The organism is Microbacterium sp. JZ31, assembly GCF_016805985.1.
In the GTDB taxonomy this organism is placed as follows: Bacteria; Actinomycetota; Actinomycetes; order Actinomycetales; family Microbacteriaceae; genus Microbacterium.
The window spans coordinates 3,071,563-3,087,569 of sequence record NZ_CP017661.1; the positions used below are offsets into that span (position 1 = coordinate 3,071,563).

The following is a 16,007-nucleotide window of genomic DNA, read 5'->3' on the forward strand; positions in this document are numbered from 1 at the left end:
GCGCGCGCGGCCCATGGACAGGCCGTCCACAGGTGATCCGATCTTCCGGCGTCAGACGACGCCTGTGGACGAGCGACCCCGCTCACCCGCGTCCTGCACGGACCCCGGAGATCTGCACCGTTCCGGGTGGATTTCCGGCCGGGCGTCCGGATGCGTGCAGATCTCCGGATCCGTGCAGCGGGCAGCGCGCGCAGGCGCGGCGCGCCGACCCGCGGGCCCCGCCGCCGGGCACCGACCCCCGGGCTCAGGCCCGGGGGTCGGCGTCGGTCGGGGCGCCTGCGGCCGCGGGGACGTCGACCGCCGCGGTGTCGGTCGCGACGTCGGTCGCCTGCGCGGCGTCGAGGTCCACGGCGGCGTGCTCGAACTGCGACTGGTACAGCCGCCAGTAGGCGCCCTCGCGGCCGATCAGCTCGTCGTGCGTGCCCTGCTCGACGATGTCGCCGTGCTCCATGACCAGGATGAGGTCCGCGTCGCGGATGGTCGACAGGCGGTGCGCGATCACGAACGACGTGCGGCCCTCGCGCAGCGCCGCCATCGCGTGCTGCAGCAGCTGCTCGGTGCGGGTGTCGACCGAGCTCGTCGCCTCGTCCAGGATCAGCACGCTCGGCTGCGACACGAACGCGCGCGCGATCGTGATCAGCTGGCGCTCACCGGCCGAGACGTTCGCGGCGTCCTCTTCGAGCACGGTGTCGTAGCCGTCCGGCAGGGAGTGCACGAAGCGGTCGACGTAGGTCGCCTTGCCCGCCTCGATCACCTCCTCGTCCGTCGCCGTCTGCCGGCCGTAGCGGATGTTCTCCCTGATCGTCCCCGAGAACAGCCACGGATCCTGCAGCACCATGCCCGCACGCTCGCGCACGTCGTAGCGCGTCATCTTCGAGATGTCCTGCCCGTCGAGCAGGATGGCGCCGCCGTCGAGCTCGTAGAAGCGCATGATCAGGTTCACGAGCGTCGTCTTGCCCGCGCCCGTGGGGCCGACGATCGCGACCGTCTGGCCGGGTTCCACGCGGAAGGACAGATCCCGGATCAGCGGCTGCTCGGGCGTGTACGAGAACGAGACGTTGCGGAACTCGATCACGCCGCGGCCCTCGGGCGCCTTCGGCGCGTCCTCGGCGTCGTCCTCCTGCTCGGGCTCGTCGAGCAGCTCGAACACGCGCTCGGCCGACGCAGTGCCCGACAGCACGGCGCTCGTCATGCCGCCGAGCTCCATGAGGGGCTGCGTGAACTGCTGCGAGTACTGCACGAACGCCTGCACGTCGCCGATGCGCAGCTGACCGCTCGCGACCATCAGGCCGCCCAGCACCGCGATGCCCGCGTACGTGAGCGATCCGATGAACTGCACGCCCGGCATCATCAAACCCGAGAAGAACTGGGCCTTGAACGCCGCATCGAACAGCTCGTCGTTCTCCTTGCCGAAGGCCTCCTCGTTCGACTTCTCCCGGCCGTAGACCTTCACGAGAGCGTGTCCCGAGAACGCCTCCTCGACGCGCGAGTTCAGGCGGCCGACCTTGGCCCACTGCGCCTGGAACGCCTTCTGCGAGCGCGGTCCGATCACGCCGAAGATCACGGCCATGAGGGGCAGCGCCACGAGTGCGACGAGCGCGAGCTGCCACGAGATCGTGAACATCATGATCAGCACGCCCACGACGGTCAGGATCGAGGTGACCGCGCCCGACAGCGACTGCTGCAGCGTGTTGGTCATGTTGTCGACGTCGTTCGTGACGCGCGAGATCAGCTCGCCGCGCTGCACCTTGTCGAAGTAGGACAGCGGCAGGCGGTTGATCTTCGCCTCGATCCGCTCGCGCACGCGCCACATCGTCTTGACCATGATCACGTTGATCACGTAGCCCTGCAGCCACTGCAGCAGCGCCGAGACGACGTACAGCATCAGCACCCACCGCACGACGACCGCGAGCTGGGCGAAGTCGATGCCCGCGCCGAGCTCGAAGTGCTTCATGGCGGCGATCGTGTTGGCGAAGTCGGTCTGGCCCGCCTGGCGCAGCGCCTCCACGACCTGCTCCTGCGTCGTGCCGACGGGGAACTGCCCCGCCAGCACGGTCGACATCGAGCCCTCGAACACGATGTTCGTCGCCTCGCCGAGCACGCGCGGTGCGATGATCGCCAGCACGACGCCCGCGGCGCCGAGCAGCATCACGAGCCCGAAGACCCACTTGTAAGGACCCAGCAGGCCGATGAAGCGGACGAAGCTGGGCCCGAGGTTCTTCGGCTTCCCCGGCGGCGGGGCATCCCAGTCGCCGGCCTCGCGACGGGCCTTCTCCGCGGCCTCCGCCTCGATCCGCGCCTGCTCGTCGATCTGGTTCCCCTCCACCGCACTCATGCCTGCACCCCCAGCTGCGAGTCGACGATCTCGCGGTACGTGTGGCTGCTGGCGAGCAGCTCGTCGTGCGTCCCGATGCCGGCCATGCGCCCGCCTTCGAGCACGACGATCCGGTCGGCGTCCGTGATGGTCGACACGCGCTGCGCGACGACGATCTTGGTGACGTCCGGCAGCTCTCGCCACAGCGCCTGCCGCAGCCGCGCGTCGGTCGTGAGGTCGAGGGCAGAGAACGAGTCGTCGAACACCAGCACACTGGGCCTGCTGACGATGGCGCGCGCGATCGCAAGGCGCTGCCGCTGCCCGCCCGACACGTTCGTGCCGCCCTGCGCGATCGGCTCGTCGAGACCCTTCGGCTTCTCGCGCACGAAGTCCGCGGCCTGTGCGATCTCCAGGGCCGCCCACAGCTCGTCGTCCGTCGCCTCCTCGCGGCCGAACCGCAGGTTCGACGCGATCGTGCCGTTGAACAGGAACGGACGCTGCGGCACGAGCCCGATGCCCGCCCACAGCGCCTCGAGGTCGGCCGTGCGCACGTCGACCCCGTGAACCCTGACCGTGCCGCCCGTCGCGTCGAACAGTCGCGGGATCAGGTTGACGAGCGTCGTCTTGCCCGCCCCCGTCGACCCGACGATCGCGACGGTCTCGCCCGGCGCGGCGCGGAAGCTCACGCCCGTGATGACCGGCTCGTCGGCGCCCGGGTAGGTGAAGGAGACGTCGTCGAACACGACCTCGCCGGGCGTCGGCATGTCCGACACCGGCGCATCCGGCCTGGTGAGCGACGACTCGACGCCGAGCACCTCGCCCACGCGGTCGGCCGACACCGCGGCGCGCGGGATCATGATCGTCATGAACGTCGCCATCATCACGCCGCCCAGGATCTGACCGACGTACTGCATGAACGCGAACAGCGTGCCGATCTGGACGCGCCCGCTGTCGACCTCGAACGACCCGAACCACACCACGGCGACGACCGTGACGTTCAGGATCAGCATCACGAGCGGGAACATCAGGACGAACAGCGAACCGACCTTGCGGCTGACGAGCGTGATGTCGTCGTTCGCGCCGCGGAACCGCTCCTCCTCGATGCGCTCGCGCACGAACGCGCGCACGACGCGCACGCCCGTGAGCTGCTCGCGCATGATGCGGTTGATCGCGTCGAGCTTGGTCTGCCACTGACGGAACAGCGGCACCATGCGCCAGATGATGAGGCCGGCCGCGAACAGCAGCACGGGGACCGCGACGCCGATGATCCAGCTCAGGCCGACGTCCTGACGCAGCGCCATGATGATGCCGCCGATCGCGAGCATGGGCGCCTGCACCAGCATCGTGGCGCCCATCATGGCGAGCATCTGCACCTGCTGCACGTCGTTCGTGTTGCGGGTGATGAGCGAACCGGCTCCGAACTGGGACACCTCGCGCTCGGAGAACGAGCTCACCTTCTGGAAGACGTCGGCGCGGATGTCGCGACCGGCGCCCATCGCCGACCGGGCGGCGGCCGCGGTCGCGATGATCGACGCCACGATCTGGCCGAACGAGACCGCGATCATCACGAGACCGGTTCGGAGGATGTAGCCCGTGTCGCCGTTGGCGACGCCCTCGTCGATGAGGTCGGCGTTCAGGGACGGGAGGTAGAGGGCGGCCATCGCCGACGCGAACTGGAACACCAGCACCGCGACGAGCAGCCATCGGTAGCGCGTCAGATATCGGAAGAGGAGCTTGCCGAGCACGGGGGCCTCCACAGTGGGACTTCCTCGCGCGGATGCGCGCGAGGACGGATAGACTCTGCCACCCCGCTCGGACATTCCACCAGCGCGCCCGCCTTCTGTCCGCTGTCGGCGGAACGGCCGTGTCGGCGCGGATCTCCGTCGTCAGACGGATGCGGAGCGCCCCCAGGCGTGCCGTCCTTATCAGTCCCACCCCGCTGGCGGGAGCCCTCGGAGCAGGTCACGACGGCGCGGTAGCGTCGGCGCATGACCGCGCGCACCCGGTCGCCGCGCGACCCGTCGCGCGAGCGCACCGTCATCCTCAACCAGCTCCTGCTGGGGCTGGTGACGCTGTTCGCCGCCGGCCTCGTCGCGGCATCGGACGCCTCCCGCGATCTCGGCGCGCTGGCCGTGGGCGTCACGATCGTGCTGCTCACGAGCGCGTTCACGGTCGTGGTGCGATGGGACAGGCTGCCGACGTGGGTGCCCGCGATCGTCCCGGTCACCGACATCGTCGGCATCAGCGTGCTGCTGGCCGCCCAGCCGACGAGCGGCGTCGAGCTGCTGTGGGCGTTCCCCGTGCTCTGGGTCGCGCTCAACTACGGCCTCGCGCTGACGATCTCGCTGTGCGCGGCGGTCACGATCACGTACCTGGAGATCCTCTCCCGTGCCGGGCTCCCGTTCGACACGCGGGGTGCGCTGCTGCCCCTCACGATCGTGGCCCTCGCGACGTTCGGGCACATCCTGTCGCGACGCTCCGGCGCCCAGCGCGCGCTGCTCGCCCGGCAGTCGCGCACCCTCCGGGCGGCGTTCGAGCGCGCACGCACTCAGGAGGCCCTCGTCAGCGAGGTGCTGCAGTCCGTGGACTTCGGCGTCATGCGGTTCGGGCCGGATGGGCAGGTCGCGGTCACGAACCCGGCGCACACGCGCCTGTACGGCGAGCCGGACGCACCGCTGTTCCGCGCCGACGGCGTGACCCCGCTGACACCGCAGGAGCGCCCGCTCGCTCGTGCTCGTCGCGGTGAGACCTTCGAGGGGCTCGACCTGTGGCACGGCGGGTTCGGCACGGGCCGACGGGCCCTGCAGGTCACGGCGCGGCGCGTCCGCTCGGACGGCGATTCGGGCATCCTCGTCGTCTCGCGCGACGTGACGGCCGAGCGCACGGCGCTGCGTGCCCGCGACGACCTCGTCGCGTCCGTCTCGCACGAGCTGCGCACGCCGCTCACCTCGATCATCGGGTATCTCGACCTCGCGCTCGACGACGAGCTGCCGACGTCCGCGCGCCGCAGCCTCGAGGTCGCCGAGCGCAACGCCAAGCGCCTGCTCACGCTCGTGGGCGACATCCTGTCGGCGTCCGCCGACCCGGCCGCCGACCTCGACGCGCGGATGCGCATGGCCACCACGGACATCGCCGCGCTCGTGCGTCACGCCGCGGAGGCCGCCGCGCCTCGTGCCGCCGAGCGGCGCATCTCGATCGACACCAAGGGCGTCGAGCCCACGACAGCGCACGCCGATGCGAGCCGGATCGGGCAGGTCGTGGACAACCTGCTCTCGAACGCGATCAAGTACGCCCACCAGGACGGGAACGTCTGGATCGGATGCGCGAACGAGGACGGTCGCGCCATCATCGCCGTGCGGGACGACGGACCGGGCATCGCGCCCGCCGAGCAGGGGCAGCTGTTCGAGCGCTTCTACCGCGCGGACGCCGTGCGCCGCTCGAGCGTGCACGGCAGCGGACTCGGCCTGGCCATCAGCCGCGACATCGTGCGCGCGCACGGCGGCGACATCCACGTGCACAGCGCCGTCGGGGAGGGCGCGGCGTTCGTCGTGACCCTGCCCGCCGGCGCGCCGGCGCCCGCTCTCGCGACCACGCCCGCATCCGATTCCCGCGGCCCCGAGGAGGAGCGATGATCTCACTCGACCTGTTCACCACGTCGTTCGTCACCGCCGTGGTGATCGTCGCCTCCGCGACCGTCTTCCTGCTCGAGACCGTCGTGCGGCGCGAGAGCGGATCCGGGCGCTACTGGGCGGCGGCGTACGTCGCGGGCATCCTCGTCATCTTCTCGTACGCCGCGTGGACGGTCGACCGCGGGCTCTGGATCGCCGTGGCGATCGGCAACGCCGGCTTCGTCGGGCAGCTGGGTCTGATGTGGCTCGGCTGCCGGGTGTACAACGGACGGCTCGGGGTCGCGCACCGGCTCGCCGTCGCGGCGGTCGTGCTGCTGACGCTGGCGGTCTCCATCGCGCAGCGCCAGATCGGCGACTGGGCCGGAGCGCCCGTGATGTTCGCGGGAATCGCGCTGTTCGCGCTGCTCGGGGCGCTCGAGACGCTGCGCGGCGCCCTGCGCGAGGTGTTCGCGGCGTGGGGCCTGACCTTCGTGCTGGGCGCGGCGGCCGTGTACTACCTCGGGCGGACGCTCGTGTTCCTGGTCGCGGGGCCCGAGAGCGAGCTGTTCACGGAGTGGTTCGGCACCGTCATGACCTCGCTCGTCACGATCGCCCTCACGATCATCGCGGTCGTCTCCACGTCCGTGCTGCGCGTCGTGTCCACCGCCTCCCCCGCCGTGCCCGGAGGCACGGCCGCGGGGCGAGACGGCGCGGCCCTCCTCTCGTCCGACACGTTCCGCGCGGTCGTCGAGGACCTCGCCGGACGCAGCGAGCGCGCGGGATCGCCGCTGGCGGTCGTCGCCATCCGGATCGCGGAGGTCGCCGAGATCGGCACGGCGTTCGGGCACGGCGCCGCGGAGCTCGTGGAGTCGAGCTGGCAGGACGCCGTGCGCCGGCACCTTCCACTCCACGTCGTGGGCGGTTCGCTGGACGAGTCGACCGCCGCCCTCGTCCTGCTCGCACCGGACGCCGCGGATGCCGCCGCCCACGGCGACGAGCTGCGGCAGGGCCTGATCGACGACCTCGCCGGCCTGGAGGACGCCGTCCTGCCCGCCATCGGCGTCGGCTACGCCCTGGCCTCGGACCACGGCTACGACGCGAACGCGCTCCTGTGCGCGGCCGCCGACGCGGCGCGACGCTCGGCCGCGGACACGGCGATGCCCGTCCTGCAGGCCACGCGCTGAGCCGCCGTCGCCGCCGCTGCGCGGGTCAGGCCTCGGACGCGTGCAGTCCGGCCGTGAGGCGATACCCGACGCCACGGACGGTCTCGATCCAGCGGGGATGCGCCGCGGATTCGCCGATCTTCCGGCGCAGGTTCGCCATGTGGACCTCGATCGCGCGCAGATCGTGATCCGTCACGAAGTCGCTGTGCCGGTCGCCGCGCAGGGCGAGGGTGAGCTGCTGCTTGGACACGACGCGCGAGCCGGCGGCGAGGAGCTCGTTCAGCAGGTCGAACTCGGTGCGGGTCAGGTCGAGCGGCGCGTCGTCCGCCATCGCGGTGCGCATGCCGGGATGCAGCCGCAGCCCCCGGTGCTCGAGCCAGCCGTCCTCCTCGACGGATGCTTCCTGCTCGACATCCGCCGTCATGCTCGACACGCGAGGGCGGCGCAGCATGGCCTCGATCCGCGCGCGCAGCTCGCGCGGACGGAACGGCTTGGTGACGTAGTCGTCGGCGCCGGCCTGCAGACCCTGCAGCACGTCGATCTCCTCGGATCTCGCGCTCAGGATGACCAAGTATGTCGGACTGATCTCGCGGATGCGCTTGGCCGTCTCGAAGCCGTCCATGCCCGGCATGCTGACGTCGAGCGTCGTCACGACCGGGTCGAACTCGCGCACGAGCTGCACCCCCTCGGCCCCCGTGGGCGCCGTATGGACCGCGAAACCGCCCTGCGTGAGCACCTCGGAGAGCAGACCGCGGATGTCGGGGTCGTCTTCGATCACGACCGCGACACGTGGCTCCTCCATCGCACCGCTCCCCCCAATTGGAACAGCCGTGAGGATATCGCAGAAGATGCGCCGGAACGGCCCGACTTCCCGTAGCGCGACGGGAGCGGGATTCTCCTGATGACCTGCTATTTCGATATTCCGAAAGGTCACCGCGTCGCTGACGCCCGCCCACGGCGCTCGACGGCTTCCCGCCTTCTGCTCCGCCGAGACCCCTCGGGAGGCGGTTCCGCGACGCGCCTGCTGCGCGCACGCTCCACCGCGCCTGCGGTGATGAGCCACCCTGCGTAGGCGAACAGCCCTCCCGCCGCTGCCGGCACGAGCCAGGCGCGCGCCTTCCCGCTGATCGCCTGGTTCGCCCATCCGATCCAGGGCACGGCGTACCAGACGGTGCCGCGGATCTGCACGGGCATGACGGGCTCGGCGTCCGCCGTGTCGTTCGCGTCCCCCTGCGTGAGGAAGCGCAACTCCCCCGACGTCGAGTCGGCGACGCGGCCGATCACCCGATGGGTCACCAGCACGGCCTTCCCGGACTCGAGCTGATAGGTCACCACATCGCCGATCGCGATCTCCTCGACGGGCGTCGGCTTCACGATCACGAGCGTGCCGGGCGGCAGCGACGGCCGCATGGATCCGGTCAGGATCGTCAGCGGCACCCCGCCGACCGCGGCAGGGACGCCGATCACGAGCACGCCCAGGGCCAGCACGAGCACCAGCACGCCGATGCTGATGCCCTTCGTGACCGAGCGCAACGCCTCGCGGGCGCGACTCACGCCCGGCGTCGACGAGCCAGCATCAGCAGCAGCCATCCCGCACCTCCGATCCCGAAGCCCAGGATCATGACGGCGAGCGTGCCGATCGCACCCGTCGCCGCGAGCCCGGCCGGCGCGGTCGAGGCGCCCGGTGCGCCCGAGGCGTCCGGCGCGGGGGAGGCGTCCGGCGCGGGTGCGGCCGGTGGGATCGCGCCCGCATCCGGGGGAACGGTCGGATCTCCGGGACCTCCCGGGTCCGGCTGGCCGGGCACCGTGATCGCCTCGGTGGGACAGCCGTCCTCGGTGAGCGCGGCGGCGTCCGCATCGGTCAGGCCGAACCAGAGATCGAACATGACCTTCTCGTTCTGCGCCTCGTCGCCCGAGAGCGACGCGTCGAGGTCGACCGTGAGATCCAGGACCGCGCTCGCTCCCGGCGCGAGCGCTCGCGCGGGGACGACGGCCGCGCACGACGGCACCTCGGCGATGGGCGTGCGCGGAAGACCTCGGCCACGGTCGTCCACGCCCGCGACGTGGAACCCGCGCTCCCCCGCCTCGCTCTGGGCACGGATGTTCTTGACCACCACGACGAGCACGCCCGCGCTTTCCCGCACGTTCCGGACGCGGACGGTCGTCTCCGTCGACTCACCGGGGACGAGGTGGATGCCGTCCGCGAAGACCGCCGTGGGGGCGACGGCGGACCAGCGGGATCCGTCCGTCGAGAACTGCAGGCCCTGGCCGAGGGGGTCCGCCGCCCCCGCGGGAGCGGCGAGCAGCACCGCCGCCGTCAGCGCGAGAAGGGCGCCCATCATCGCCATCCGCAGGAGACCGCCAGCTGGCCGCCGCTGCGCGCGATGTGGAAGGTGCCCTTGGCGGTCGTGGTCCACGGGCTGCCGGCGATCTGCTGCTCGACGTACACCCAGGTGTTGCCGACGCCCCCGCCCGCGCCGCTGACGTATGAGGCCAGGTTCTCTCCCGCGTCGTAGACCCGGACGAACGTGTTCCAGCCGTCGCTCAGCCCGTCGTTCGCGCTCGGCACGAACGAGCGCTTCGTGTCGGGGGTCGATGCGTTGGCCAGCAGCGCCCGATAGTGGATCTCCTGCTGATAGTCCTTGTTGGCCGCGAAGCCGAACTCGAGGTACTGACCGATCCGCGTGCAGCTCATGTCCTGGACGGGCGTGATGGGTGTGCCCTGGAGCTCGAAGACGAACCGCTGGGCCTCGGTGTCCCTGCACGCCGCGAGCACGAGCCGGCGGGGGTTGGTGTCGGTCGACTGCCACAGTCCGTCGCCGACCGTGACGCAGTGGCCGGGGAACGCGACGCTCTCGATGCGGTACTGATCGCCGGCGATCCCCACGATCTTCCAGCGCTGCGCGCTCGTCTCCGCGCTGCGCGTCTCCAGCGTCTGGGATCCGCTCAGCGCGGTCCAGCGGGGAGCGATCGCGTCACTGTTCGTGTTCTGGGCCCACGAGATGGCGAACGTGCCGTCGGAGGCGCGGAACATGCGCCACTGCTCGGCGTAGCCGCCGCACCCGGTGTCGCGGGCCAGGTAGTGCGTGTCCACCATCGGGAACCGCTGCACGCAGATGCCCTGATTGCGGATGAGGTAGCGCCCGGAGCTGTCCGTGAAGAACAGCAGGCTCGATCCGACCGACTGGGTGAACGAGACGCCGGCGGCGGACTGCGTCCACGCGCCGTTGCCGTACGCGAGGCGGGACTGCAGGGCGAGCTCGGCCGACTGATTCGCGTAGGTCGAGGCGTCGTTCGAGCTCATCGAGGTCTTCACACACAGCACGACGGTCCTGCCCGCGGCGACCGCGCCAGTGAAGGTGAAGGGCGTCGACGTCGACAGCCTGCCGGTGGCCGGTGAGGACAGGGTCGTCGTCGGCGTGCACTGCTCGGCGGAAGCCACGGCGGCGATGGCGACGCCGATCGCGCCGGGAAGGCCGGACACGGACGCCGAGTTCGCGTGCACGGTGAGCGTGTAGGAGCCCTCGCGGCTTCCCGTGTTCGCGATCGACACGGCGCCGGCCGCGGTCAGGCTGCTCGCGCTGTAGGTGGTCTTGAGCGGCGTGCGCTCCGGGGCGGGGTGCACGGTCTGCGCGATGCCGACCGTGGCGGCCTTCGCGGTGCCGGAGACCCGGTCGCCCGCGCTCCAGTAGCCGGAAGCCGTGCCGGCCCCCGTGAAGGTGAGGAAGACGGCGAGTGCGGCGATCAGGAGCCGACGGCGGCCGGCGCGCTTCACGACGTCACCTGCATGCCGTCGAAGGTCAGCGTGAAGGCGGCCGAGGTCCCGGGCCGGAGCGCCGAGGTGGCTCGCACCTCGACGCACACCGTGACGTCGTCCCCGGCGTCGTCCGTCGGGATCGTGACGAGGGGCGCGGGCGTGGCGCCGAGGGCCCGCACGGCGAGCTGCGTCGTGCAGCGTCCGACCGCGACGCGCAGCTCATATCCGGCCACGGCGTTGACGGCCGCCTTCACCGCGAGAGGCACATCCCCCGTGTTGCTGAGCGTCAGCGGCTGACGGACGGACTCGCCCGGCAGCATGTTCGACCACGGATTGTCGCTGTGACCGGGCGACCACTGCGCATCGAGCCCCACGGAGCCCGTCTCGACCGTGCCCGCGCCGAGGGTATCCGAGTCCGACCACAGGGCGTAGCTGCCGCCGACGCCCGACAGCGAGAGGAACATCAGCACGACCGCGCCGAGCGCCGTTCCGACGAATCCGCGGAGCCGCTGCGCGCGTCGTGCCCGCACGCGCCGCAGGCGGCGGGGCTGCGTGGCGAGGCTGCTCGGGTGCGACACGGCGTTTCCTGTGGCTCGACGACAAGAGGAAGGGGAAGGAAGGGGCGCGATGCGCCACGGTGCCCCGCTCACTCAGTGAGACGGGGCACAAGGCCGAGGCGTCAGTCGACGGTCTGCGTGGCGACGAAGGGGAGGTCGCCCAGGTCGATGGCGGCGTTCTGGGCGTCGTTGTCGCCGGCGCCGGCGTCCTCGAACGTCACGGTCACCGTGACGGGGATCGAGTAGGTGCCGGCGCCGTCGAATGCGTAGCCGTCCGTCGCCGCGGTGAGAGCCGCGCCCGTCGGCACGGTGGCGCGGGCGATGTCGGCGGTGAAGTCGAAGGAGAACTGGTCGAGGATGTCGGCCGCGTCGACGCCGGCGGGCAGCGCCGAGGTCACGGTGTCCTGCGCCTGCTCGGCCACCGCGGCCTTCAGCGCCGCCGTGTCCAGCGTGATGAGGCCCGCGATGTTCTCACCGGAGGTCTCGAGCTTGAGGGTCGCCTCGTAGGTCGCCTCGTCGCCGGGCACCCAGCGCTCGATCCGATCCGTGCCCCAGGTGCCGTCCGCGGCCGTCAGCGCGAGCTGGCCCGCGTTGACCGCCACGCCGTCGAGGTCGGCCGAGTCGTTCCAGTAGGCGAGCGATCCGACGCCGCCGAGGAGGAGGACGATTCCGGCGGCGGCCGCGATCGAGCCCTTTGCAAACTTGTTCACGAGGTTCTCCAGTGAGGTGGGGAGCGAGACGAAAATGCGCACCACGAACACGCCGCGGGACGACGGCGTGTGCGTGGTGGCGTCGGCGTCGCTCGCTTCGGGTTCGAGCGCGCCGTCGCGGCGGTGGCCTCGACTCTGGGCAGCCTCCGCCAGGTCATGAACATACGGATGAATACTTAGGCGAGGGTCAAGTTCGTCCTAAGGACTGCTTTGGATTTGTCCCCCGAATGGGGGACAAGCCTTGTCCCCCATTCGGGGACGGACGGTATCCGGGTATCTCCCGCTCAACGGGACGTCACGCCGCGCGCGGCCCACCGCGGCGGCGGGTCGACGCGCCGCCCGCGCCCTATCCGAACAGCGGGTGCTCGGGCTCGTACGCGAACGCCTCTCCCACGATCTCAGGGTCGACGTCGGCGAGCGCGGCCGGCGTCCAGCGCGGGGAGCGATCCTTGTCGACGAGCTGCGCGCGGATGCCCTCGACCATGTCGGGCTGCGTCTGCATGAACCAGGACACGAGGGCGAACTCCTGCGAGAGCGCGTCGCGCAGCCCGCGCATCACCCGCGAGGAGCGGATCGCCGCGAGCGTCACGCTGAGCGCGACGGGCGAGCGCTCGGCGAGGGCGGCGAGCGCCGTCGCCGGGCTCACCTCCTCCCCCGCGGCGACGCCGGACGCCTCGAGCGCCCGCAGCCGGTCGACGATCTCCGTGACGGTGTCGGCCGAGAAGGCGTCGTCGATCCAGCCCTGCGCCCGCTCGATCGGGCCCGGCTCGAGCGTCTCGTCGAACAGCAGGATGAGCTCGGTCGGCGTCGACGGGTCCGCGCGGGTCGTGAGAGCCTCGCGGATCGACGGCAGGCGCGAGGCCGGTGCGAAGTGATCCGCGAACCCCGCGTGGATGGCATCCGCCGGTCCCATCACCCAGCTCGTCAGCGCGAGGAACTCGCCGATCCGTCCGGGTGCGTGTCCGAGCAGCCACGATCCGCCCGCGTCGGGCGTGAACCCGATGCGCGTCTCGGGCATCGCCAGCTTGGACGTCTCGGTGACGATCCGGACGTGCGCGTGCCCGGCGATCCCGATCCCGCCGCCCATCGTGACGCCGTCGGCGAAGACCACGATCGGCTTGGGGTACTCGTCGATGTACGCGTTCAGGGAGTACTCGTCGCGGAAGAACGGCTCCGCCTCCACGACCAGTCCCCGCGAGATCGCCTCGTACAGGCGACGGATGTCGCCGCCCGCGCTGAAGCCCCGCTCGCCGGTGGCGTCGAACAGCACGACCTGCACATCCGGATCCGTCACCCAGGCGTCGAGCACGCCCCGGATCGCCTGGAGCATGCTGCGCTCGAGTGCGTTGATCGCCTCCGGCCTGTCGATCGTGATGGTGCCGAGACCGCCCTCTCGGCGGGCGAGGATGCGGGGATCCGACGTCGGGAAGGTCACGGGTCCACCGTAACGCCGGTGCGCACGCGGCCCCCTCGGCGCGTCGGGATCGGGGAGCGGACGGTCGGGATCCCCATGTTCTGCGGGATGTCCGCCAAGATAGGTGGGATGACGCGGCGCACTGACGCCCGCGTCGCACAGACTTTTTCACCCACGAGAGGGAGCGGATGACCGACGGCAAGGTGCTGGAGTTCCGCGGGGTCACCAAGATCTTCGGTGACGTGGCCGCGGTGTCCGACTTCACCGCGCGCGTCGAGCCCGGTGTCGTCACCGGCTTCGTCGGCCCGAACGGCGCGGGCAAGTCGACGACCCTGCGCATCCTGCTCGGCGACATCGCTCCCACGCAGGGAACGGCGTTGATCGGCGGTGTGCCATACAAGAGGCTGTCGCAGCCCCGCCGCGAGGTGGGCGCGCTGCTCGAGAACCAGCAGTACCGCCCGCGCCGCACGGCCGAGCGCCACCTGATCGCGACCGCGCGGGCGATCGGCGTGCCCGCCTCGCGTGTGACCGAGGTGCTGGAGGTCGTGGGGCTGGGCGCCGTGGGCGGCATGCGCATCGGCGGCTTCTCGCTCGGCATGCGTCAGCGCCTGGGCGTGGCGGAGGCGCTGCTGGGCGACCCCGGCGTGCTGATCTTCGACGAGCCCGCCAACGGCCTCGACCCGGAGGGCATCCGCTGGATGCGCATGCTGATGCGCCGCCTCGCCGACGAGGGCCGCACGGTGCTGATGTCGTCGCACGTGCTCAGCGAGGTGCAGCAGGTCGCCGACAACATCCTGATCATCTCGAACGGTCGCCTGCTGTTCAGCGGCGGCATCGAGCAGCTCGCCGACATCGATGCGGTCGTGGCCGTCGACTCCCCCGACCGCGCCGCGCTGCGCGATGCGCTGCGCGCACGGGGCATCGAGTTCGAGCTGCGCCGCTCGGGAATCAACGTCACGGGCGTCACGACCGCCGAGATCGGCGCGCTCGCGGCCGAGGCGGGCGTGCCGCTGTCGTCGCTCACGCTCAAGCAGCAGAGCCTGGAGGACGTGTTCCTCAAGGTCGTGAGCGGCACGTGGGAGGGCCCCGCCAGCGAAGCGGCGGCGGCCGAGCCGGACGTCGCCGGCGGGACGGCGGACAACGCGCCGGACGTCGCCGGCGAGACGGCGGACGACGCGCCCTCCGAGGCGGAGGCGTCGGGAAGCGAGCCGACGCCGACGGATGCGCCGGCCGAGGGGCAGCCGGAGGAGGCGTCCCAGGCGCAGGCGGACTACACGCCCACCCAGGCGGACGTGGCGGTCGATCGCGCGGAGGCCTCCCCGGACGCCGAAGCGGACCAGCCCGGGGCGGGCGAGGCCCAGGCCGAGACGGTCGACGAGCTGCCGTTCGCGCCCACGACCGTGGACGCCGTGGTCGTCGACCGGCAGACGCTCTCGGAGCAGCCGAAGACTCCGGCCCCGTCGTACGGCGATCCGCTCGCCTTCCTGACCCGGCCGCTGTCCGAGATCGAGAAGGACGTCGTGGCGGCCGAGACCGAGCTCATCGCCGCGTCGCCCGAGGGCGAGCAGCCCACGCCCGGCTGGGTGCCCGCGCCCGAGTACATCCCCTCCCCGCGCGAGGAGGACGCCGACGACCCCGATCGGCTCGAGGCCCCCGACTCGGTCGTCGACCTGCCGGACGGCGACGACCGCACGGATGTCGCGGCCGACGGACTGCCCGGGTCGGCCGCGCTGACCGAGCAGCTGCACTCCTCGGACGACGGCGTCTCGTCCACTGCGGGCTTCGCCGCGGTCGGCGTGGGCGTCGCCGCGTCGCCCGAGGCGGAGGACGCGTCGGACGACGACGCGGCGGGCGGCGAGGCCCCCGACGCCGACTCGGCCGAGCCCGAGCACGAGGCGGACGCGAGCGCCGAGGGCGAAGCGCCCGGGCACGACGGCGAGCACCACGAGCAGCACGAGCAGTACGAGGGCGAGCACCACGAGCACCACGAGCACTCTCCCGACGAGCACCGCGGCTGACCCCGCGTCGAAGAAGAGCCCGGCCGATCGGCCGGGCTCTTCTCGTCTCAGGCCTCGACTTCGCCGTTCTCGAGGCGCAGCGCCTTCGCGAGCGCGTGCCCGTGGCGGGTCGACAGGATCAGGCGCGTGAAGCGCGCATCGCCGTCGAGGTCGATCACGACCCCCGGCCGGCCGTGGCGGATCGCGACGAAGTCGTCGCCCTGCGCCGAGCGCCACGTGCCGAGCGAGAGCAGGCGAGGCAGCTGGGTGCCGGGCGCGCGCACGCCGCGCACCCAGGTGAGCGGATCGTCCGTCAGCTGCAGCCTCGTGATCGCCGCGCGTTCGATCCGGATGTCCCCGCGCCGCCCCGCCAGCAGTCGCTCGACCCGCGTGAGCACGATCTCCAGCTGACGCGTGTCGAGAAGCAGAGTCACCATAGATTCCATCCTGCCGTCCGCGTCGCGTGATCCACCTCACAGGAGAGCAA

General features: G+C 71.5%; 13 protein-coding genes. 3 read left to right on the top strand and 10 right to left on the bottom strand.

The window, feature by feature from the left end:
* Nucleotides 1–244: 244 nt before the first annotated feature.
* Together BJP60_RS14575 and BJP60_RS14580 are read right to left on the bottom strand one after the other, a co-directional pair.
* Nucleotides 245–2,335 (bottom strand): ABC transporter ATP-binding protein, encoded by a 2,091-nt coding sequence (locus tag BJP60_RS14575; RefSeq protein WP_203136603.1) that lies wholly within the window; start codon nucleotides 2,333–2,335, stop codon nucleotides 245–247.
* Nucleotides 2,332–4,059, bottom strand: coding sequence for an ABC transporter ATP-binding protein (locus BJP60_RS14580; RefSeq protein ID WP_203139435.1), 1,728 nt, complete (start codon nucleotides 4,057–4,059; stop codon nucleotides 2,332–2,334). Before BJP60_RS14580 ends, BJP60_RS14575 begins: the two co-directional genes overlap by 4 nt.
* Nucleotides 4,060–4,302: 243 nt before the next feature.
* Between BJP60_RS14580 and BJP60_RS14585 the strand changes: the two genes are divergently transcribed.
* Nucleotides 4,303–5,946, top strand: a complete 1,644-nt coding sequence (locus BJP60_RS14585) for a sensor histidine kinase (RefSeq protein ID WP_203136604.1) — start codon at nucleotides 4,303–4,305, stop codon at nucleotides 5,944–5,946.
* A complete protein-coding gene (locus BJP60_RS14590; RefSeq protein ID WP_203136605.1) occupies nucleotides 5,943–7,106 on the top strand; it encodes a hypothetical protein in 1,164 nt (387 codons plus the stop codon). Before BJP60_RS14585 ends, BJP60_RS14590 begins: the two co-directional genes overlap by 4 nt.
* Nucleotides 7,107–7,131: 25 nt before the next feature.
* Here the strand turns inward: BJP60_RS14590 and BJP60_RS14595 are convergent, their stop codons facing one another.
* The 7 genes from BJP60_RS14595 to BJP60_RS14625 form a co-directional block, all read right to left on the bottom strand.
* Complete coding sequence (locus tag BJP60_RS14595) at nucleotides 7,132–7,887, bottom strand: response regulator transcription factor (protein ID WP_203136606.1); 756 nt, start codon at nucleotides 7,885–7,887, stop codon at nucleotides 7,132–7,134.
* A gap of 128 nt (nucleotides 7,888–8,015) precedes the next feature.
* Nucleotides 8,016–8,639 carry a signal peptidase I gene (locus BJP60_RS14600; RefSeq protein WP_203136607.1) on the bottom strand — a complete coding sequence of 208 codons (624 nt, stop codon included), beginning with the start codon at nucleotides 8,637–8,639 and terminating at the stop codon, nucleotides 8,016–8,018.
* The gene (locus BJP60_RS14605) at nucleotides 8,636–9,424 is read right to left on the bottom strand and encodes a hypothetical protein (RefSeq protein WP_203136608.1); all 789 of its coding nucleotides are present in this window, start codon (nucleotides 9,422–9,424) and stop codon (nucleotides 8,636–8,638) included. Before BJP60_RS14605 ends, BJP60_RS14600 begins: the two co-directional genes overlap by 4 nt.
* The gene (locus BJP60_RS14610) at nucleotides 9,424–10,860 is read right to left on the bottom strand and encodes an RICIN domain-containing protein (protein WP_203136609.1); all 1,437 of its coding nucleotides are present in this window, start codon (nucleotides 10,858–10,860) and stop codon (nucleotides 9,424–9,426) included. Before BJP60_RS14610 ends, BJP60_RS14605 begins: the two co-directional genes overlap by 1 nt.
* A complete protein-coding gene (locus BJP60_RS14615; protein WP_203136611.1) occupies nucleotides 10,857–11,420 on the bottom strand; it encodes a hypothetical protein in 564 nt (187 codons plus the stop codon). The genes BJP60_RS14610 and BJP60_RS14615 overlap by 4 nt, the downstream gene beginning before the upstream one ends.
* A gap of 101 nt (nucleotides 11,421–11,521) precedes the next feature.
* Nucleotides 11,522–12,154, bottom strand: a complete 633-nt coding sequence (locus BJP60_RS14620; protein ID WP_203136613.1) for an alternate-type signal peptide domain-containing protein — start codon at nucleotides 12,152–12,154, stop codon at nucleotides 11,522–11,524.
* Nucleotides 12,155–12,455: 301 nt separating this feature from the next.
* Nucleotides 12,456–13,544, bottom strand: a complete 1,089-nt coding sequence (locus tag BJP60_RS14625) for an enoyl-CoA hydratase/isomerase family protein (RefSeq protein ID WP_203136615.1) — start codon at nucleotides 13,542–13,544, stop codon at nucleotides 12,456–12,458.
* A gap of 167 nt (nucleotides 13,545–13,711) precedes the next feature.
* Between BJP60_RS14625 and BJP60_RS15380 the strand changes: the two genes are divergently transcribed.
* Entirely contained in the window at nucleotides 13,712–15,541 is a 1,830-nt protein-coding gene (locus BJP60_RS15380; RefSeq protein ID WP_238439460.1) for an ATP-binding cassette domain-containing protein, read from the top strand.
* Between the two features lie 47 nt (nucleotides 15,542–15,588).
* On the opposite strand, the gene BJP60_RS14635 is transcribed toward BJP60_RS15380, so the two are convergent.
* Nucleotides 15,589–15,957, bottom strand: a complete 369-nt coding sequence (locus tag BJP60_RS14635) for a hypothetical protein (protein ID WP_203136616.1) — start codon at nucleotides 15,955–15,957, stop codon at nucleotides 15,589–15,591.
* Nucleotides 15,958–16,007 lie beyond the last annotated feature (50 nt).